Source organism: Streptomyces actuosus (genome assembly GCF_016921115.1).
Taxonomy (GTDB): domain Bacteria; phylum Actinomycetota; class Actinomycetes; order Streptomycetales; family Streptomycetaceae; genus Streptomyces; species Streptomyces actuosus_A.
On the sequence record NZ_JAFFZS010000030.1, the window covers coordinates 1 to 18,687 of the forward strand.

An 18,687-nucleotide genomic window follows, 5' to 3' on the forward strand; every position below is an offset into this window, starting at 1 on the left:
TCCGCCGCGAAGGTCTCCAACTCACCACGCACCACAGCAATCTCGTCCGGAGTCACGCAGACTCAACGCCACGCCGGGCCCACAGGACACGCACCGCCACAACCAACCTGACCAAGCACTACTAGGAGCCGGCGGCCTCGGCCAGGACGCGGGCGAGTTCCCGGGGGCGACTGGCCATCGGCCAGTGGCCCGAATCGAGGTCCACGTACCTCAGGTCGGCAACGCGGGCGAGGTCGGGACTCTCGCCTGCGGCGATCCACTTTTGGGCCTCGGCCGGGGTGAACTCGGGGCAGACGAGCACGACGGGGACGCCGAGTCGGCGCTCGTCGGTCAACCGCACGACCCCTCTGGCGACCGCCTCGGGCACCGGGACCGCGTGCGCGGCGATGCGGTCCCGGGTCGCCGCGTCCAGATCCGCGGAGTCCGCCCCTTCGAACGGCGCCCAGCCGGGGAAGGGCATGACGCCGTCCTCGACCGCGAAGAAGTCGGCGTACGCGCGACCGTCCGCGGCGGGGAAGCCGCCGATCATGGCGACCCCGGCTACGTTCCCCGGTCGCGCGTCGGCGGCCAACCAGGCCAGCGTCGCCGCGGCCGAGTGCCCCACCACCAGCGGCTTGCCGGGCGAGGCGTCCACGGCGGCGAGCACGGCCGCCAGCTGGTCGTCGAGCGTCGCGGAGGCGGCGCCGTCGCCCTGGCCGGGCAGGGTGATCGGTACGGGGCGGTGGCCGAGGGCGGTGAGTTCGGGCACGACGTCGTCCCAGGCCGATGCGTCGAGCCACAGTCCGGCGATGAGCAGAATGTCCACGCGGCTTCTCCCGGGGAAGGGTCGGATCAGACTCCCCGCACGTTATCGGGAGCCTCTGACAACGCTCTTGGACCAGCGGTGGAGCCCCTCAACCCCACCGGGCGGGACGCTCGGCAGCGGGGAGGGCTTCCGTGACGGGCCCCGGCTCGTGGCAGCAGGGGAGAGGCTGTCGACCACGGTGCCCCGGGTCCGGGGGGAGAATCTCCGCGCCACAGGTTGCCCCGCGCCGGCGCCTGAAGCACACGCGCCGTGAGCGCTCCCGTCCGGTCCTGCGCCTGATCGGAGGCCGGCGCCCGATCAGCGGTTGATCGCCCCCGCCGGTCCGGTCGTCCGCGGGCCGTCCGAGGGCGATCGGCGGCGACCGGTCACGACCGGGAGCGGCGGTGCCCGGTGCAACGGCCGCGGCTCACCCGAGTGAGCACACCACACGCGGCGCGGACCGCGGACGGAGCGGCCGGCGGCAAGCCGTACGCGCCGGGTGGGAAACGCTGAGCGGCATCCCCCACCCGGAAGCGCCCGTCAGTCGTCCTGCGCCGTGTCCTTCTCCGCCGAGGCTGCGGCGGACTCGGCCGCGTTCACCTTCTGCAGCATCTGCTCATAGCCCGAGGGCGTGGCCGACGAGGACGGCGAGGAGGTCGTCGGGGACGCGGTGTCCTGGGGCGCACAGCCCACGGCGAGCGCAGTGAGCAGCGCCGCCGCGGGGAGCACGCAGGCGGCGGCCCGGCGAGCCCGCATCAGCTCGCCGCCTTGCCGCCGCTGTTGTCCTTGCACCAGGTCCGCACCTCCGACAGGTCCTTCTTCCGCTGCGGGAGGGAGGCCGCCAGCGACTTGCGGAAGGCGAGCCGGTCCTTCAGAAAGGTGGCGATCTCGTCGTGGCCGGCCTTCTCGGCGCTGTCCACGCGCTGCTGCAGCCGCGCCACCGAACCGCGCGCGTCGGCACCGGCCTCCAGCCGCTTCAGGGCCCGGTCGATCCGCCGTTCCAGCTTGGGCACCCGCTTGCACAGCGCTGCGGCCCCGTCGCCGGTGGGCGCCGGAGCGGGGGTGCCGTCGGCCGCGGCCACGCCCGTGGTGCCCGCCAGCACCGCCGCCGCGGCGAGCCCGACCAGCAGGGTGCGCCGTCGTCGTACCAACATCTGTGCCTCCGTTTCCCGGGCGGCCGCACGGTCCGTCCGATGGTCCGCCGGACGGCCTCGTGGTCCGTCCGGCGCGACGGATGCTAGGAAGCGTCTTTGTGGGAACTCTGTGACCGGTTCGTCCCGGCCGTTCCGATCAGCCAGTCACGCCGCTCGGGCGGAGCAGCGCCGCCCGATGGCAGCCGTACCTCGAAGCGCGCCCCGACGCCGTGCGGGCCGTCCGCCACTGTGACGGTCCCCCGATGCAGCGCCGACTGCTGGGCCACGAGCGTGAGGCCGAGCCCGGAGCCCTCGCTGTCCGGCCCCCGCCGGAACCGGTCGAACACGTGCTGCCGCATCTCGGGTGGGACGCCCGGTCCGCCGTCGTCCACCGTGACGGCGGTCTGCTCTCCCACGCGCCGCACCGCGACCGAGACGGCCGCCCGGCCCCGGGCGTCCCGGCCGTGGGCCAGGGCGTTGGCCAGCAGGTTGTCGAGCAGCAGGCGCAGGCCCGGCTCCCAGCCGTGCACCGTCAGTCCCGGGGCCGCGTCCAGGGTGATCCGGGCGTCGGGGGCGCGGCGCCGGGCCTCGGCTACCGCCGCGTCCGCGATCTCGGTGAGGTCGACGGTCCGGAACGCCTCCGCCTCCACCAGGTCCCCGCGCCCCAGTTCGCGCAGCATCACCAGGAGCCCCAGCAGACGAGCGTGTTCACGGCGCAGGTCGGTGAGCACCTCGGTGTGGTCCGGGTCCGGGAGGTCGGGGTGTGCGGCGAGGATGTCGAGGTTGGTGCCCAGGCTCATCAGCGGCGTGCGCAGTTCGTGCGCGGCGGCCGCCGAGAACGAGCGTGCCGTCTCCAGTGCTTCGGCGGTGCGGCCGGCCTGCTCGTCGTAGCGGGCGAGCACGGTGCTCACGGTGGCCGCGAGGTCGTCGACCTCGGTGACGCCGGTCGGCCGGTGGTACGGCCGGGCGGTGCTGGTGCGGGGGTCGAGTCCCGCGGTACGCCGGGTGAGGCGGCGCAGGGGCCCGGTGGCGCCGGTCGCTATGCCCCAGGCCATGAGGCCGGACACCGGGGCGGCCAGCAGTGTGTTCACCAGCACGCGGCGGCCCACGAGCCGCAGCTGGCCGCGATCGGCGCTGTCCGGCGAGAAGACCCACAGGGTGCCCGAGGCGCCGGCGGTGCGGACCGGCCGGGACAGCGCCCGCCAGCCGGTGCCGCCCGCCCGGACGGTGACCGGGCCGGTGGCGTTCGCGGGCAGCGGCACCGAGGCCGCGGGCTGCGGGCCGCCACTGAAGGTGCCGTCCGGTCCTATGACGCGGATGCCCACGTCGAGCGCGGCGCTGTAGAGCCGGCGCTCCCTGGTGTCGGCCGCCTTGGGCCGGTCGGCGGTGGTGGCGCGCAGCAGCGCGCGGGCGTCCGGGGCGAGGGCCGCCGCGCGCTGGCGGAGGTGCTGGTCCTCGGCGCTGTGCAGGTCGCGGGCCACCAGGTGCAGCAGCAGCCAGCCGAAGGCGAGCACCAGGAGGGGCACGGTGCAGCCCACCGCGAGTCCGATGCGTGTCGACAGTCTCACGGCTCGTCCCGCAGGACGAAGCCCACACCACGCACGGTGTGGATGAGCCGACGCCGGCCGCCCACCTCCAGCTTGCGCCGCAGATAGCTGACGAACGTGTCGACGGCGTCGGTGCGCACGTCGAAGCCGTAGCCCCACACGCGGTCCAGCAACTGGTCGCGGGTGAGGACGATCCCGGAGTTGCGGGCGAAGGTCTCGAGCAGTTCGAACTCCCTGCGGGTCAGTTCCAGCGGCTGTCCGTCCCGCTCGGCGGTGCGCGCCGCCGGGTCGATCACCAGGCCCGCCGTCCGCAGCACCTCCCCTCCGCTCGGCGGCCGGCGGCGCAGCAGCGCGCGCAGCCGCAGCACCAGTTCCTGCAGGGCGAAGGGTTTGACCAGGTAGTCGTCGCCGCCCGCCTGCAGGCCGGCGATGCGGTCGGCGGTCTCGTCGAGCGCGGAGAGCATCAGCACCGGCAGGTCCCGGCCGGCGTCACGGAGCCGGGTGCACACCTCGATGCCGCTCATCCCGGGCATCGACACGTCCAGGACGAGCACGTCGGGCGGTGCGTCCGCGACAGCGGTGAGCGCCTCGGGACCACTGCCCGCCGTGCGAACCGCGAAGCCGCTCAGCCGGAGCCCGCGCTCCAGCGAACGACGGATCGCCGCGTCGTCGTCGACGACCAGGACAGCTCCCTGACCTGCCGTACCCCCCATGCGTCCCTCCTCGTCGTCGGGCAAGGGTACGACCCTCCCCGATCGAGGACAGCCGCGGTGCGGTATCCCCGGCGGGGGCACCGCCTCGTGCGGCAGCGGATGAGGGTCCTGCGCGACGATCTGCGACACGGGTACCGCCGTGCCCAGGCCCGGAGAACTCACTGGCCGTCACTGTTGCAGTGCTCCGGCGTGCACCCTTTGCCGTGCTCGGGGACCCTCACCGCGGCGGGCCGTCTGTGGGCCGTGGACGGGGTGCGGCGTCCTGTCGACCTGAGCGGAGACCTCCCGGGGTCGTGTCCATGCACGTGAGAATGGCCTCGTGGATGCAGCAGTGTGGGTCGGTGCCATCTCTGGTCTGTCGGGGGCGGCTTTGGGGGCAGCGGGCGCAATAGCGTCGACGTTGATCTCGCAACGTCATCAACGGTCTGTCGCCCGTGACGAACGGCGTTCGCAGCTCGCGCGAGAGGCCGTCGACATGTTGACGGCCGAGTTCGTGGCTCTGCGGAACCTGGCGAGAGGATTCCCGGAGGAGGGTGCCGGTGAGGACGAGATGCGCCCTTTCCGCTTGGAGGCACTCGACCATCACCTGCGTATCGACCAAGCACTCGTCAGACTTCCGGATGAGAAGCTCAGGACGCGCATCGGGGACGTCTTGTTGGCTAGTCAGCGTGCCTTTCAAGGCGTCGAAGACGACCGTCGGACAAAGTTCACGGCAGCCTTCAGCGTGACGGCGGAAGCACTCGGTTGCTTGGGCGCAAGCCTGAGGGAAGAGGAACTGCCGCCCCCTGGCCCGCATACGGCTGAGGCCCGGCGGCGACGCCTCGCGTATGAGGCTCAGCGCCGCGCGAGTGCTGCCGACTCGCCCTGAGTCTCAGGTCGGCCGAGTGAGTCGCCGTCGCCATCACGCTGTTCGGTCAGGACAGTGTCCACTGCTCTGCGGGTCCGCTCTCCGGCCGGACGGCATCAGGTCCGCGTACGCTCGCAGCGTCGACGCCGGGTCGGAGTCCGTCACGGCATGACCGGCTCGACGGGCCGGGTCGGTGCGGCGGGACACCATGGCGCGATGGAAGGCTTCTTCGCGCTGCTCGCCCCGCTGTCGGGGTGGCATGACGGGACAGTACGTGCAGGTGCCGTCGCCCTCGTTGCAGTCGGCCGACCATCCGTGGTCGACGGTGCGTCGTGTCGTCTTCGGCGACTGGTGCCAGGGGGTGTCCACGCGGGTCGCCCCAGGAACGGTGGCGTGCGTGGCCGGTGCGGCTCCCAGCGTCAGCAGGAGTGCCCCGGCGGCGGTGGCGGTGCGTCCTCTCGCGAGTAATGTCGTGGCCATGGACCCCAGGGAGCCGACAGGGACATTCCCGAGCGCTCTATTGCGCGAGGTGCGGGGATCCGGTCACCCCTCGGAGGTCCGTGAGCTGCATCGACCTGGAGGGGCCTGGTGGGACGGGTCACTGCTCGACCGGGACCTTCCCGCCATCCGGTGATGCGGTAGCACTCGACCGCTTGGACGCTCTGTTCCGCGTGAGCGGACCGGCACGATGAACAGTGGCCGCTCAGCCAGGGTGCACGGCCTCATCGGCTGGGCCGTCTCCGGGCCGTCCGATGCGGGCGGGCGGCGACCGGTGGCGACCATGGGCGACCGTCGTAGCGGGCGACAGCCGCAGGTCACCTGAGACGATCTGCGACACTGGTACCGCCATGCCTAAGCCCGGAGAACTCACCTTTGTCGCGCCGCGCGGAGCCAAGAAGCCGCCGCGGCATCTCGCCGATCTCTCGCCCGCCGAGCGCAAGGAGGCGGTGGCTGCGGTCGGCGAGAAGCCGTTCCGCGCCAAGCAGCTGTCGCAGCACTACTTCGCGCGGTTCGCGCACGACCCGGCGGAGTGGACCGACGTTCCCGCCGGGTCGCGCGAGAAGCTGCGGGAGGCGCTCTTCCCGGACCTGATGACCGTCGTGCGGCATCTGTCGACCGACCAGGGCACCACCCGCAAGACGCTGTGGCGGCTGTTCGACGGGACGCTCGTGGAGTCGGTCCTCATGCGCTACCCCGACCGGGTGACCATGTGCATCAGCTCGCAGGCCGGGTGCGGCATGAACTGCCCCTTCTGCGCCACCGGGCAGGCCGGGCTCGACCGGAACCTGTCGACGGCCGAGATCGTGCACCAGATCGTGGACGGCATGCGCGCGCTCAGGGACGGGGAGGTCCCCGGCGGCCCGGCCCGGCTGTCGAACATCGTCTTCATGGGCATGGGCGAGCCGCTCGCCAACTACAAGCGGGTCGTCGGCGCCGTCCGAGCCCTCACCGATCCCGCGCCGGACGGGCTCGGGCTGTCGCAGCGCGGGATCACCGTGTCGACGGTCGGGCTCGTGCCCGCCATCCACCGGTTCGCGGACGAGGGCTTCAAGTGCCGGCTCGCGATCTCCTTGCACGCGCCCGACGACGAGCTGCGCGACACCCTGGTGCCGGTGAACACGCGCTGGAAGGTGCGCGAGGTCCTCGACGCGGGTTTCGACTACGTCGAGAAGTCCGGCCGCCGGCTGTCCATCGAGTACGCCCTGATCAGGGACATCAACGACCAGGCCTGGCGTGGCGACCGGCTGGGCCGCCTGCTGCGGGGCAAGCCGGTGCACGTCAACCTCATCCCGCTCAACCCGACGCCCGGGTCCAAGTGGACCGCCTCCCGGCCGGAGGACGAGAAGGCGTTCGTCGAGGCGATCGCCGCGCACGGGGTGCCGGTGACCGTCCGGGACACCCGCGGTCAGGAGATCGACGGGGCGTGTGGTCAGCTCGCGGCCACCGAGCGGTAGTCTGAGGACCGTCCACATCTTCATATTCCGACAGGGGAGCGCCACAGCGCTGAGAGTGCGGCGATCGGGCCGCAGACCCTCTGAACCTCGCCCAGGTCATTCTGGGTAGGAAGTTCGGTCATCACTCAAGCTGTTGCGCCCCGCCCGGACACGTCCGGGCGGGGCCGCGTCTCTTCCTGGTCACTCCAGGAGGAATCCAGTGCACACCAAGACGTTCGTGGCCGCGGCCGTCGGCCTCGGCCTCGTCACGCTGTCCGCGTGCGGCTCGTCGTCGTCCGGCGGCAGCGGCACCGCCTCCGGCGGCTCCAGGACCGTCACTCTCGTCAGCCACGACTCCTGGGCGGCCTCCAAGAGCGTCATCGCCGCGTTCGAGAGGCAGTCCGGCTACAAGGCCAAGGTCCTGTCCAGCGGCGACGCCGGCCAGGCCGTCAACAAGGCCATCCTCACCAAGGACAACCCCCAGGGCGACGTCCTCTTCGGCGTCGACAACACGCTGCTCTCCCGCGCGCTCGACAACGGCCTCTTCCAGTCGTACCAGGCCAAGGGGCTCGATCGGGTCGACGCGGCCTACCAGCTCGATGCGGACCGGCACCGGGTCACGCCGATCGACCACGGCGACATCTGCGTCAACTACGACAAGAAGTACTTCGCCGACCACAAGCTGACCCCGCCGGCCTCCTTCGACGACCTGATCAAGCCCGAGTACAAGGACCTCCTGGTCACGGAGAACGCCTCCACCTCCTCCCCGGGCCTCGGCTTCCTGCTGGGCACCGCCGCGAAGTACGGCGACGGCGGCGCCTCCGGCTCGAGCGGAGCCGACGGCGGGGGAGGCTGGCAGGACTACTGGAAGAAGCTCAAGGCCAACGGCGTGAAGGTCGTCAACGGCTGGGAGCAGGCCTACAACGAGGAGTTCTCCGGATCGGCCGGAGGCAAGAAGGCCAAGGGCGACCGGCCCCTGGTCGTGTCGTACGCCTCCTCCCCGCCCGCCGAGGTCATCTACGGCGACCCGAAGCCGACGACCGCGCCGACCGGCGTGGCCATGGGCACCTGCTTCCGGCAGATCGAGTTCGCCGGGCTGCTCAGCAACGCCCACAACAGCGCGGGCGGCAAGGCCCTCATCGACTTCCTGATCTCGCGGCAGTTCCAGGAGGACATGCCGCTGAACATGTTCGTCTACCCCGTGGTCGGGGACGCGAAGGTGCCGGCCGAGTTCACCCGGTACGGCCCTCCGGCGAAGAACCCCGAGACCATGGCCCCCGGCAGGATCGCCGACCACCGTGACCAGTGGGTCAAGTCGTGGACCTCGCTCGTACTGCAGTAGCGCGGCGCCGGCGCCGGAACGTGGCGCGGCCGGCCCTGATGGCCGTGCCCGTCGCGTTCTTCGCCGTCTTCTTCGTCTACCCCGTCGCCGCCATCGTCGCGCGCGGCCTGCACGTCGACGGGCGCTGGCGACTCGGGCGCATCGTGGAGGTGGCCGCCCAGCCGGACATCCGGCACGTGCTGTGGTTCACCACCTGGCAGGCGGTCGCCTCCACCGCACTCACGCTGCTCGTCGCACTGCCCGGCGCCTACGTCTTCGCCCGCCTCGACTTTCCCGGCAAGCAGGTGCTGCGGGCGGTGGTGACCGTGCCGTTCGTGCTGCCCACGGTCGTCGTCGGCACGGCGTTCCTCGCGCTGGTCGGACGCGGCGGCCTCCTCGACGAGCTGTGGGGCGTCCGGCTCGACAGCACGGTGTGGGCGATCCTGCTCGCGCACGTCTTCTTCAACTACGCGGTCGTCGTCCGCACGGTCGGCGGCCTGTGGGCGCAGCTCGACCCACGCCAGGAGGACGCGGCGCGGATGCTCGGCGCGTCCCGCCTGCGGGCCTGGCGCACGGTCACCCTGCCGGCCCTCGCCCCCGCGGTCGCCGCGGCCGCGCTGATGGTGTTCCTGTTCACCTTCACCTCCTTCGGCGTCGTCCAGATCCTCGGCGGACCGACCTTCTCCACGCTGGAGGTGGAGATCTACCGGCAGACGTCCGAGATGTTCGACCTGGCCACGGCCGCCGTGCTCACCCTGGTCCAGTTCACGGCGGTCGGCGCGATCCTCGCCGTGCACGCGTGGACCGTACGGCGCAGGGAGAGCGCCCTGACGCTGGTGGACGCCGCCACCACCGCCCGCCGGCCGCGCGGCGCCGCGCAGTGGACCCTGTTCGCCGGTGTCCTCGCCACGGTCGCCGTGCTTGTGCTGCTGCCGCTGGGCGTCCTGGTGCGGCGGTCGCTGGACGCCCCCCGCTTCGCCTACTACCGGGCGCTGACCAGCGAGGACGGCGGCATGTTCCTGGTGCCGCCGATCGAGGCGATCGGCAACTCGCTGCGGTATGCGGTGGCCGCCACCGTCGTCGCCGTCGCCGTCGGCTCGCTTGCCGCGGCCGCGCTGGCCCGGCGGGACGCCGGCCGGCTCGTGCGCGGGTTCGACGCGCTGCTGATGCTGCCGCTCGGCGTCTCGGCGGTGACCGTCGGCTTCGGTTTCCTGATCGCGCTGGACGAGCCGCCCCTCGACCTGCGGGCCTCGTGGATCATCGTGCCGCTGGCCCAGGCACTGGTCGGTGCCCCCTTCGTGGTGCGCACCATGCTGCCCGTGCTGCGCGCCGTGGACGTACGGCTGCGGGAGGCGGCGGCCGTACTGGGGGCGTCGCCGTGGCGGGTGTGGCGGGAGGTGGACCTGCCACTGGTGAGGCGGGCGCTGCTGATCGCAGCGGGCTTCGCCTTCGCGGTGTCGCTGGGCGAGTTCGGCGCGACGGTCTTCCTCGCCCGGCCGGACCACCCCACCCTGCCCGTTGCCGTGGCCCGGCTGCTGTCCCGGCCCGGGGAGCTCAACTACGGCCAGGCGATGGCTCTTTCGACGATTCTCATGCTGGTGTGCGCCGCGTCGCTGCTGCTGCTGGAGCGGCTGCGGGGCGCGGACCGGACGGGGGAGTTCTAGATGCTGCTGAGCCTTGACGCCGCGACCGTCCGCTTCGGTGAGCGGGTGGTGCTCGACGCGGTCGGTCTGGACGTCGCCGAGCACGAGGTGGTGTGCGTGCTCGGGCCCAGCGGCAGTGGCAAGTCGACGCTGCTGCGGGCGGTGGCGGGGCTGCAGCCGCTCGCCTCGGGACGCGTGCTGCTGGACGGCCTGGACCAGTCGGGGGTGCCCGCGCACCGGCGGGGGGTGGGGCTCATGTTCCAGGACCATCAGCTCTTCCCGCAGCGGGACGTGGCCGGGAACGTGGCCTTCGGGCTGCGCGTGCGGCGCGCCCCGAGGGCCGAGCAGGCCGAGCGCGTGGAGGAACTGCTGAAGCTGGTCGGGCTCCCGGGGGCCGGCCCTCGGGCGGTGTCCGCCCTCTCCGGGGGCGAGCAGCAGCGCGTGGCGCTGGCCCGGGCACTCGCGCCCCGGCCGCGACTGCTGATGCTCGACGAGCCCCTGGGGCAGCTCGACCGCTCCCTGCGGGAGCGGCTCGTCGTCGAACTGCGCGAAGTGTTCGGCCGGTTGGGTACGACGGTGCTCGCGGTCACCCACGACCAGGGCGAGGCCTTCGCGCTCGCCGACCGGGTGGTGGTGATGCGGGACGGGCGGATCGCACAGTCCGGCACGCCGCTGGAGGTGTGGCAGCAGCCGGCGGACGCGTTCGTGGCGCGCTTCCTGGGCTTCGACAACGTGGTGCCGGCGACGGTCGTCGGGGAGGCCGCCCAGACGCCGTGGGGGAAGGTGCCCGTGCCCGAGGGTGCGGCGCAGGGCGAGGGGACGCTGCTGGTGCGGCCGGCCGGGGTGCGGCTGGTCGCGACGCCGCAGGGGCTGCCCTGCACGGTCGCCGCGCGCACGTTCCGGGGCACGCACGTGGCCCTGCACCTCCAGCCCGAGGGGGCGCCCCGGATCGAAGCGGCGTGTGCGCTGCGCCGGGCCCCGGAGGTGGGGGACGTGGTGGGCGTGGACTTCGACGCCACCGAGGTCGTGGTCCTGGGCTGAGGGGCGGCGGAGCCGTCCGGCCCGCGACGCCGTTGCGGCGCGCGAGGCGGGAGCAGCCTGCCCGCCCGTCCCCCCACCGTTCCCGCTGCCGTGCCGCCGGCGCTTCCGCCGGCCCGGGGCGCCCGGCCCCCTTTCCCGCCCTCGGCGCTGCCCGTGCCGTCATGGGGCTCACGCCGCCACGGCGCTCACGCCGCCACGGTGCCTGTGATGTCGCTGAGGCGGGTGCCCCACCCGGCCCGTGCCGTCGCCGACGTTCCCGTGCCGCTTGCTCCGGCCGCCCGCCCGCCCGGTCGTGCCGCATGCCCTCCCGTGCCGTCCGCGCCGCTCACCCCGCCCCGTCCGGGCGGTTCTCCCGACCCCGCCCGCGCAGCTCACTTCTCCCCGCACACGGCGATGGCCCGCCCCGATGAGGGCGGGCCATCCGGTGCTGCGGGGTCAGCGGTCGTTGCTCGCTCCGCGGCGGCGCAGGCCGAGGAAGACGGCGCCGCCGCCCACGACGACCAGCGCGGCCGCGATGCCGGCGATCAGGCCGGTGTTGGAGCTCGCGCCGGTCTCGGCCAGGTGGGACTCGCCCACGGCCGGGGACGGGGCGTTGCTGGGGGTGGCCGCGGGGGTGCTCGTGCCGGGGGTCGGCGTCGCGGTCTCCGCCGGCGTGGACTCGGACTCCGACGGCGCCGGGCTGCTCGGTGTGGCCGGCGGGGTCGACTCCTCGGTCGTGCAGGCCGTCGACGGCGTGGTCAGGTTCGGCTCGATGTCCGCGTCCACGATGGGGTGGGCCCGGTCGCCGGCCAAGACGTGGACGCGGTACTCCGCGTTCGGCTTCCACTCCTCGGCGAAGGTGACGGTCACGCCGTCCTTGGCCCCCTTCACCTCCTGCTCGCCGACCTTCTTCTCGTCGGCGCCGTTGTTCTCCAGGAACACGGAGACGACGGCCGGGGTGCCGGAGGCGTCCACGTCGGTGACGGTGATCACGCCCTTGCCGTCGGCGCACTTGGCCTCGGCGGAGAACTCGCCGATGTTGCAGGCGAGCGCGTTGCCGGCGGCGCCGAGTGCGAGCGCCGCGGAGGCGGCGGCCACGCCGAGGACGCGTACGGAACGGGCGGTGGTGCGGCGGGATATGGACACGTTTGTCCTTTACAGGATGCAACTGCGGGGGGCTGACGCGGAGATGGGATACCGGCATGTGCCGGGAAACTCCTCCACCACGAGACTCACAGGTCTATAAGCGTGCCATAAGCAGTGTCAATGCATAGGGGGCCCGCGGCAGTTGCCTTTGCCTGCTTATTAACCGCCGGAACGTTTCAACGCGTTGAACGTCCGCACCGGTCAGCCCTGCGAGGCGGCCGGTTCCATCCAGACGACCTCCCAGGTGTGGCCGTCGAGGTCGTCGAACGCGCGGCCGTACATGAAGCCGAGGTCCTGGGTCCGGCCGCTCGCGCCGCCGCCGAGGGAGATCGCGCGGTCGACGAGTTCGTCGACCTTCTCCCGGCTCTCCGCGCTGAGCGCGATCAGCACCTCGCTGGTCCTCGCCGCGTCTGCGATCTCCTTGTCGGTGAAGGTCGCGTAGAAGGGCTTGGTCAGCAGCATCGCCACGATCGTGTCGCTGATCACGACGGAGGCAGCGTTCTCGTCGCTGAACCGGGGGTCGATCGCGTAGCCCAGGTCCGTGAAGAACCGCTTCGAGGCGTCGAGGTCGTTCACGGGCAGGTTCACGAAGATCATCTGCTGGTGCATGAGGTCTCTCCCGTCGGGGTGCCGCGGTCGCGGTGTGGTTCGGTGGGTGGACCCGGGGACGGGCCGGAACTCACCGGCGGCGCACGGACTTCCTCGCGTGTGCCGCCGGTGCCCGGCCCGTCAGCGGGTCAGGGGGAGTGCCGCCAGTTCCGCGACGAACAGCGTCAGCGGGCCGAACACCGCCAGCAGGGCCCCGGCGCGCAGGGCGGCGGCGCTGCGCAGCACGGTCGCCGGGGCGCCCACCCGCCGCAGTGCGGCGGTCGTGTCGGCCCGATCCTGCCGGGCCTCGACGGCCGCGGTGAGCAGGGTGGCGACGGTGCAGCCGACGACCAGCAGGGCGCCGAGGGCGGTCAGCGGGCCCAGGTTGCCGTCCCGGTGCAGCATGGGCAGGGCGTAGGCCGCCGACGCGACCGCGCAGACCACGCCGAGAGGGCGGCCGATCCGGTCGGCCTCGGCCATCAGCACCCGGCCGGCCAGCAGGCGCAGGGCACCGGGGCGCACGGCCTGGAGGAGGCGTCCGCACAGGTGGGTGAGGCCGGGACCGGCGAGGGCCAGGCCGACGGCGGTGAGGGTCCAGCCGACGAGCACGGCGGCAGGGCCGCCGGCCAGGCCGCCGGGGAGTGCCAGGGTGGCGGGAGCGGTGTTGCGGAGGGCGTACGCCTCCACGGCGAGGCCCGCGGCGAGCAGGGTGATGCCCCAGGGGAGTGCGGCGGTGGGTTCACCGTCCGGCGCCGCACCCCGGCCGCCGTCCTCGGTGGCGGTTCCCGCCGCCGCGGGGGCGCCGTCGGTGTCCGGGGTCCGGCCGGTCGCGCCGTTCGCGGGCTCGTGGTCCCGGTTCCGCCACCGCGCCCCGAACCTGCCGTACGCGCCGAACGTGTCCGGAGCCCCGGCCCGCCCGTACTCCCCGAACCGGCCGAAGCCCCGGTTGGTCGCGGTCGGCCGTGCCTCCCTCGGCCGCAGGGCCAGCGCGACCGTCACCGACGCCGTCGCCGGGACGACGGCCAGCAGGGTGAGCGCGGCCGGGAGCGGCAGTGGCCGGTCGGCGGCCAGGAACGCGGAGGCGGCCCCGTCGAAGGGCAAGCCGGTGAGGTCGCCCCGGAGGTGGAGGAAGACCAGGAGCGCCAGCATCGAGCCGAGGAGGGTCGACAGCGCCGTCGTGATCGCCGAGACGGCCATCAGGCGGGTGGGGCCGAGGCCGATGGCGGACAGGCCGGGCCGGGGCCGGGAGGCGGGGTCCGTGCGGGCCACGGCCAGGGCGAAGTGCGCCGTGGCGGCCAGCGGGACGGCGCACCACGCCAGGCGCAGCAGCAGTGAGCCGGCCGGGGTGCCGGGGTGGCCGAGGGCGTAGCCGAGGACGCACAGGAGCAGGAAACCGGTGCCGGCGGACGCGGCTGCCACCAGCAGGCGGCGCAGTTGGACGGCCGGTCGGGCGCTGCGGGTCAGGCGGAGAGCGAGCACGCGGCCCGGCCTTCCGTCTCGGCGACCGCGGGGAGGTGGACGGTGTTCACCTGCCGGCCGTCCAGCAGCGACACGGTGCGGTCGGTCAGGGACGCCGTCTCGGCGTCGTGCGTGGCCAGTACCACCGTGATGCCGTGCGAGCGGGCCGCGGTGGTCAGCGTGCGCAGGACGTGGCCGCGGTCGGCGCGGTGCAGCGGGGCCGTCGGTTCGTCGGCGAACAGGACCGAGGGGGCCGGCGCCAGGGCGCGGGCGATGCAGACGCGCTGGCGTTCCGCCTGCTGGAGTTCCTGGGGGCGCTTGCGGGCGGTGTCGCCGATGTCGAGGCGTTCCAGCCATTCCTGGGCGGCGACCTTGGCACGGCGCCTGCCGGTGCCGCGCAGCATCAGCGGCAGGGCGGTGTTCTCCCAGACGTTCAGCTCGGGGACGAGCACGGGCGCCGGGTCGATCCAGCCGAAGCGGTCGCGGCGCAGCCGCTCACGGGTCATCTGGCCCATGGTGTGCACCGGCACGCTGTTGAACCACACCTCCCCGCGCTGCGCCGGCACCAGTGCGGACAGGCAGCGCAGCAGGGTGGTCTTGCCGCTGCCGCGCGGGCCGCTGACGGCGAGGATCTCGCCCTCGCGCACGCCCAGGGAGACACCCTGCAGGGCGGGCGAGCCGTCGTGATGCGTGAAGTGCAGGGACCGTGCCCAGAGCACGTCGTTGTCCGGCGGGGCCTCCATGGGCGTACACCTCGGTTCAGATCCGTAGTTCCCGTGCCGTTCCCCCGAGCGGGGGAACGAAGGCGGGGCCGATCGGTCACCAGGCACGCTAGGGATCCGGGGGCGTGACGCCGGACAGCACGCGGCCCGGAGGCACCCCTTCTCACTCGTACGGGTGCACCCCGGGCCGTTCACGCCGATCGGGCGGACTCCGTGCCGTGACGGGAAGGACCTTCCGGTCACGGCACGGCCGGAGCCGCCGGCTAGAGCTTCGTCCAGGCCTCGGTCAGGGTCGCGCGCAGGATCTGCTCGATCTCGTCGAAGGTCCCCTGGTCGGAGATCAGCGGCGGGGCGAGCTGGATGACCGGGTCGCCGCGGTCGTCGGCACGGCAGTACAGACCGTTCTCGAAGAGCTTCTTGGACAGGAAGCCGTACAGGACGCGCTCGGTCTCCTCCTCGTCGAAGGACTCCTTGGTCGCCTTGTCCTTGACCAGCTCGATGCCGTAGAAGAAACCGTTGCCGCGGACGTCGCCGACGATCGGCAGGTCGTGCAGCTTCTCCAGCGTGGAGCGGAACGCGCCCTCGTTGTCGAGGACGTGCTGGTTGATGGCCTCACGCTCGAACAGGTCGAGGTTGGCGAGGCCGACGGCCGCGGAGACCGGGTGGCCGCCGAAGGTGTAGCCGTGCAGGAAGGTGTTGTCGCCCTTGTAGAAGGGCTCGGCGAGGCGGTCGGAGACGATGCACGCGCCGATCGGGGAGTAGCCGGAGGTCATGCCCTTGGCACAGGTGATCATGTCCGGCACGTAGTCGAACTTGTCGCAGGCGAACATCGTGCCGAGGCGGCCGAAGGCGCAGATGACCTCGTCCGACACCAGCAGCACGTCGTGCCGGTCGCAGATCTCGCGAACCCGCTGGAAGTAGCCGGGCGGCGGCGGGAAGCAGCCCCCGGCGTTCTGCACGGGCTCCAGGAAGACCGCGGCGACGGTGTCGGCGCCCTCGAAGAGGATCTGCTGCTCGATCTGGTCGGCGGCCCAGCGGCCGAAGGCCTCGGGGTCGTCGCCGAAGATCGGGGCGCGGTAGATGTTGGTGTTCGGCACCTTGTGGGCGCCGGGGACCAGCGGCTCGAAGGGGGCCTTCAGGCCCGGCAGGCCGGTGATGGACAGGGCGCCCTGCGGGGTGCCGTGGTAGGCGACCGCGCGGGATATCACCTTGTGCTTGGTGGGCTTGCCGACGAGCTTGAAGTACTGCTTGGCGAGCTTCCAGGCGGTCTCGACCGCCTCGCCGCCGCCGGTGGTGAAGAAGACCTTGTTCAGGTCGCCCGGCGCGTGGCCGGCCAGTCGCTCGGCCAGTTCGACGGCCTTGGGGTGCGCGTAGGACCAGACCGGGAAGAACGCCAGCTCCTGCGCCTGCTTGAAGGCCGTCTCGGCGAGTTCGGTGCGGCCGTGGCCGGCCTGGACCACGAACAGGCCCGCGAGACCGTCGAGGTAGCGCCTGCCCTTGTCGTCGTAGATGTAGGTGCCCTCGCCCCGGACGATGGTGGGGACCGGGGAGTTCTCGTACGACGACATGCGGGTGAAGTGCATCCACAGGTGGTCGTAGGCGGATCGGCTGAGGTCCTTGGTGCTCACGGTTATCGGGTCCTCACGGTTATCGGGTTCCCCACATGTAGGTCTGCTTCTTGAGCTTCAGGTAGACGAAGCTCTCGGTGGTGCGGACACCGGGCAGGGACCGGATGCGCTTGTTGATGACGTCCAGCAGGTGGTCGTCGTCCTCGCAGACGATCTCGGCGAGGATGTCGAAGGAGCCCGCGGTCATCACCACGTACTCGACCTCCGCCATGGCGGTCAGCGCGTCGGCGACGCCCTCCGCATCGCCCTCGACGTTGATGCCGACCATCGCCTGCCGGCGGAAGCCCACCGTCAGCGGGTCCGTGACGGCGACGATCTGCATCACGCCCTGGTCGAGCAGCTTCTGCACGCGCTGGCGGACCGCGGCCTCGGAGAGCCCGACGGCCTTGCCGATGGCGGCGTACGGCCGGCGGCCGTCCTCCTGGAGCTGTTCGATGATGGCGAGGGAGACGGCATCCAGGTGGGGGGTGCCGTTCCTCGGCTCACGGGACTCCCGCGGGTCTCTCGGGTCTGCGCTTCGACTGGCCACGGGCTCACTCTGCACGACGTCTCGACAGTTTTGCAAGGCCCGAGCAATGAAATTCGTTGTTTATGAGAGTGAGACCTGCGGATTTCGAAGCCGTGATGTGATCGGGGGTGTTGAAAACGTGGGATGCCCGACTAGGCTGTGTGTCTCAGTGATTGGACACCCGAACTTGGAGGGCCGGCAGTGAGCACCGAGCTGCGTCGTCTGCGCAACTACATCGACGGTGAGTTCCGGGACGCCGCCGACGGACGGACCACCGAGGTGGTCAACCCCGCGACGGGCGAGGCCTACGCGACTGCGCCCCTGTCCGGCCAGGCGGACGTGGACGCCGCCATGGAGGCCGCCGCCCGCGCCTTCCCGGCCTGGCGGGACACCACCCCGGCCGAGCGCCAGAAGGCTCTCCTGAAGATCGCGGACGCCTTCGAGGCCCGCGCCGAGGAGCTCATCGCGGCCGAGGTGGAGAACACGGGCAAGCCCACCGGGCTGACCCGCTCCGAGGAGATCCCGCCGATGGTCGACCAGATCCGCTTCTTCGCGGGCGCGGCGCGGATGCTGGAGGGCCGGTCCGCCGGCGAGTACATGGACGGGATGACCTCGATCGTCCGCCGGGAGCCGGTCGGCGTCTGCGCACAGGTCGCCCCGTGGAACTACCCGATGATGATGGCGGTGTGGAAGTTCGCCCCGGCGATCGCCGCGGGCAACACGGTCGTGCTCAAGCCGTCCGACACCACCCCGGCCTCCACCGCCCTGATGGCCGAGATCCTCGGCGAGATCCTGCCCAAGGGCGTCTTCAACGTCATCTGCGGCGACCGCGAGACCGGTCGCATGATGGTCGAGCACCCGACCCCGGCGATGGCCTCCATCACCGGCTCCGTCCGCGCCGGCATCCAGGTCGCCGCCTCCGCCTCCCAGGACGTCAAGCGCGTCCACCTGGAGCTGGGCGGCAAGGCCCCCGTCGTCGTCTTCGAGGACACCGACATCGCCAAGGCCGTCGAGGACATCTCGGTGGCCGGTTTCTTCAACGCCGGCCAGGACTGCACGGCCGCCACGCGCGTGCTGGTCCACGAGTCGATCCACGAGGAGTTCGTCTCCGCGCTCGCCAAGGCGGCCAACGACACCAGGACCGGCCAGCCGGACGACGAGGACGTGCTGTACGGCCCGCTCAACAACCCCAACCAGCTGAAGCAGGTCGAGGGCTTCATCGAGCGGCTGCCCGCCCACGCGCGCGTGGAGAGCGGTGGCAAGCGGGTCGGCGACAAGGGCTACTTCTTCGCGCCGACCGTCGTCTCGGGCCTGAAGCAGGACGACGAGATCATCCAGAACGAGGTCTTCGGCCCGGTCATCACCGTCCAGTCCTTCACCGACGAGGACCAGGCGGTGGAGTGGGCCAACGGCGTCGAGTACGCCCTCGCCTCCTCGGTGTGGACCAAGGACCACTCCCGCGCCATGCGGATGTCCAAGAGGCTCGACTTCGGCTGCGTGTGGATCAACACCCACATCCCGCTGGTCGCGGAGATGCCGCACGGCGGCTTCAAGAAGTCCGGCTACGGCAAGGACCTGTCCGCCTACGGCTTCGAGGACTACACGCGCATCAAGCACGTGATGACCTCGCTGGACGCCTGAGGCGGCGCCCGCGGGCGCTGTGAGGCTCGCGGCCCCGGACGGAGGACGGACCGT

At 72.3% G+C, this 18,687-nt stretch carries 17 protein-coding genes; 5 read left to right on the top strand and 12 right to left on the bottom strand.

Annotation, left to right across the window (positions count from 1 at the left end):
• Positions 1-121: 121 nt before the first annotated feature.
• The 6 genes from JS756_RS27690 to JS756_RS27715 all read right to left on the bottom strand — a co-directional run bounded on the left by JS756_RS27690 (position 122) and on the right by JS756_RS27715 (position 5,504).
• Entirely contained in the window at positions 122-805 is a 684-nt protein-coding gene (locus JS756_RS27690; protein WP_205385958.1) for an alpha/beta fold hydrolase, read from the bottom strand.
• 519 nt (positions 806-1,324) lie between these two features.
• Positions 1,325-1,540, bottom strand: a complete 216-nt coding sequence (locus JS756_RS27695) for a hypothetical protein (RefSeq protein ID WP_205385959.1) — start codon at positions 1,538-1,540, stop codon at positions 1,325-1,327.
• Entirely contained in the window at positions 1,540-1,938 is a 399-nt protein-coding gene (locus JS756_RS27700) for a hypothetical protein (protein WP_205385960.1), read from the bottom strand. The genes JS756_RS27695 and JS756_RS27700 overlap by 1 nt, the downstream gene beginning before the upstream one ends.
• A gap of 83 nt (positions 1,939-2,021) precedes the next feature.
• Positions 2,022-3,485, bottom strand: coding sequence for a sensor histidine kinase (locus JS756_RS27705; RefSeq protein ID WP_205385961.1), 1,464 nt, complete (start codon positions 3,483-3,485; stop codon positions 2,022-2,024).
• Complete coding sequence (locus JS756_RS27710) at positions 3,482-4,177, bottom strand: response regulator transcription factor (protein WP_205385962.1); 696 nt, start codon at positions 4,175-4,177, stop codon at positions 3,482-3,484. The genes JS756_RS27705 and JS756_RS27710 overlap by 4 nt, the downstream gene beginning before the upstream one ends.
• A 901-nt stretch (positions 4,178-5,078) precedes the next feature.
• Positions 5,079-5,504: a hypothetical protein gene (locus tag JS756_RS27715; RefSeq protein ID WP_205385963.1), complete on the bottom strand. Its 426-nt coding sequence runs from the start codon at positions 5,502-5,504 to the stop codon at positions 5,079-5,081.
• A gap of 368 nt (positions 5,505-5,872) precedes the next feature.
• On the opposite strand from JS756_RS27715, the gene rlmN reads away from it, so the two are divergent.
• The 4 genes from rlmN to JS756_RS27735 all read left to right on the top strand — a co-directional run bounded on the left by rlmN (position 5,873) and on the right by JS756_RS27735 (position 10,963).
• On the top strand, positions 5,873-6,979 hold the full coding sequence (gene rlmN / locus JS756_RS27720) for a dual-specificity RNA methyltransferase RlmN (RefSeq protein WP_205385964.1): 1,107 nt from the start codon (positions 5,873-5,875) through the stop codon (positions 6,977-6,979).
• Positions 6,980-7,178: 199 nt separating this feature from the next.
• The gene (locus tag JS756_RS27725) at positions 7,179-8,300 is read left to right on the top strand and encodes a thiamine ABC transporter substrate-binding protein (RefSeq protein WP_205385965.1); all 1,122 of its coding nucleotides are present in this window, start codon (positions 7,179-7,181) and stop codon (positions 8,298-8,300) included.
• A 38-nt stretch (positions 8,301-8,338) separates the two neighbouring features.
• Entirely contained in the window at positions 8,339-9,943 is a 1,605-nt protein-coding gene (locus JS756_RS27730; RefSeq protein WP_205385966.1) for an ABC transporter permease, read from the top strand.
• A complete protein-coding gene (locus JS756_RS27735) occupies positions 9,944-10,963 on the top strand; it encodes an ABC transporter ATP-binding protein (protein ID WP_205385967.1) in 1,020 nt (339 codons plus the stop codon).
• A 435-nt stretch (positions 10,964-11,398) separates the two neighbouring features.
• Here the strand turns inward: JS756_RS27735 and JS756_RS27740 are convergent, their stop codons facing one another.
• The 6 genes from JS756_RS27740 to JS756_RS27765 form a co-directional block, all read right to left on the bottom strand.
• Positions 11,399-12,088 carry an LAETG motif-containing sortase-dependent surface protein gene (locus JS756_RS27740; RefSeq protein ID WP_205385968.1) on the bottom strand — a complete coding sequence of 230 codons (690 nt, stop codon included), beginning with the start codon at positions 12,086-12,088 and terminating at the stop codon, positions 11,399-11,401.
• Positions 12,089-12,289: 201 nt separating this feature from the next.
• On the bottom strand, positions 12,290-12,697 hold the full coding sequence (locus JS756_RS27745; RefSeq protein ID WP_205385969.1) for a VOC family protein: 408 nt from the start codon (positions 12,695-12,697) through the stop codon (positions 12,290-12,292).
• 120 nt (positions 12,698-12,817) lie between these two features.
• On the bottom strand, positions 12,818-14,155 hold the full coding sequence (locus JS756_RS27750; RefSeq protein ID WP_205385970.1) for a hypothetical protein: 1,338 nt from the start codon (positions 14,153-14,155) through the stop codon (positions 12,818-12,820).
• The gene (locus JS756_RS27755) at positions 14,137-14,877 is read right to left on the bottom strand and encodes an ABC transporter ATP-binding protein (protein ID WP_205385971.1); all 741 of its coding nucleotides are present in this window, start codon (positions 14,875-14,877) and stop codon (positions 14,137-14,139) included. The genes JS756_RS27750 and JS756_RS27755 overlap by 19 nt, the downstream gene beginning before the upstream one ends.
• A 242-nt stretch (positions 14,878-15,119) precedes the next feature.
• On the bottom strand, positions 15,120-16,484 hold the full coding sequence (locus tag JS756_RS27760; protein WP_205385972.1) for an aspartate aminotransferase family protein: 1,365 nt from the start codon (positions 16,482-16,484) through the stop codon (positions 15,120-15,122).
• Positions 16,485-16,503: 19 nt separating this feature from the next.
• Positions 16,504-17,028: an Lrp/AsnC family transcriptional regulator gene (locus JS756_RS27765; RefSeq protein WP_205385973.1), complete on the bottom strand. Its 525-nt coding sequence runs from the start codon at positions 17,026-17,028 to the stop codon at positions 16,504-16,506.
• Positions 17,029-17,193: 165 nt separating this feature from the next.
• Here JS756_RS27765 and JS756_RS27770 point away from each other — a divergent pair, with 165 nt between their 5' ends.
• Positions 17,194-18,633 (top strand): gamma-aminobutyraldehyde dehydrogenase, encoded by a 1,440-nt coding sequence (locus tag JS756_RS27770; protein WP_205385974.1) that lies wholly within the window; start codon positions 17,194-17,196, stop codon positions 18,631-18,633.
• Positions 18,634-18,687: the final 54 nt, after the last annotated feature.

Excerpts from the sequence above, each read along its gene's own strand:
- JS756_RS27695 (WP_205385959.1), bottom strand. The coding sequence starts at position 1,540 with ATGCGGGCTCGCCGGGCCGCCGCCTGCGTGCTCCCCGCGGCGGCGCTG.
- JS756_RS27700 (WP_205385960.1), bottom strand. The coding sequence starts at position 1,938 with ATGTTGGTACGACGACGGCGCACCCTGCTGGTCGGGCTCGCCGCGGCG.
- JS756_RS27710 (WP_205385962.1), bottom strand. The coding sequence starts at position 4,177 with ATGGGGGGTACGGCAGGTCAGGGAGCTGTCCTGGTCGTCGACGACGAC.
- JS756_RS27715 (WP_205385963.1), bottom strand. The coding sequence starts at position 5,504 with ATGGCCACGACATTACTCGCGAGAGGACGCACCGCCACCGCCGCCGGG.
- rlmN (WP_205385964.1), top strand. The coding sequence starts at position 5,873 with ATGCCTAAGCCCGGAGAACTCACCTTTGTCGCGCCGCGCGGAGCCAAG.
- JS756_RS27730 (WP_205385966.1), top strand. The coding sequence starts at position 8,339 with ATGGCCGTGCCCGTCGCGTTCTTCGCCGTCTTCTTCGTCTACCCCGTC.
- JS756_RS27735 (WP_205385967.1), top strand. The coding sequence starts at position 9,944 with ATGCTGCTGAGCCTTGACGCCGCGACCGTCCGCTTCGGTGAGCGGGTG.
- JS756_RS27745 (WP_205385969.1), bottom strand. The coding sequence starts at position 12,697 with ATGCACCAGCAGATGATCTTCGTGAACCTGCCCGTGAACGACCTCGAC.
- JS756_RS27755 (WP_205385971.1), bottom strand. The coding sequence starts at position 14,877 with ATGGAGGCCCCGCCGGACAACGACGTGCTCTGGGCACGGTCCCTGCAC.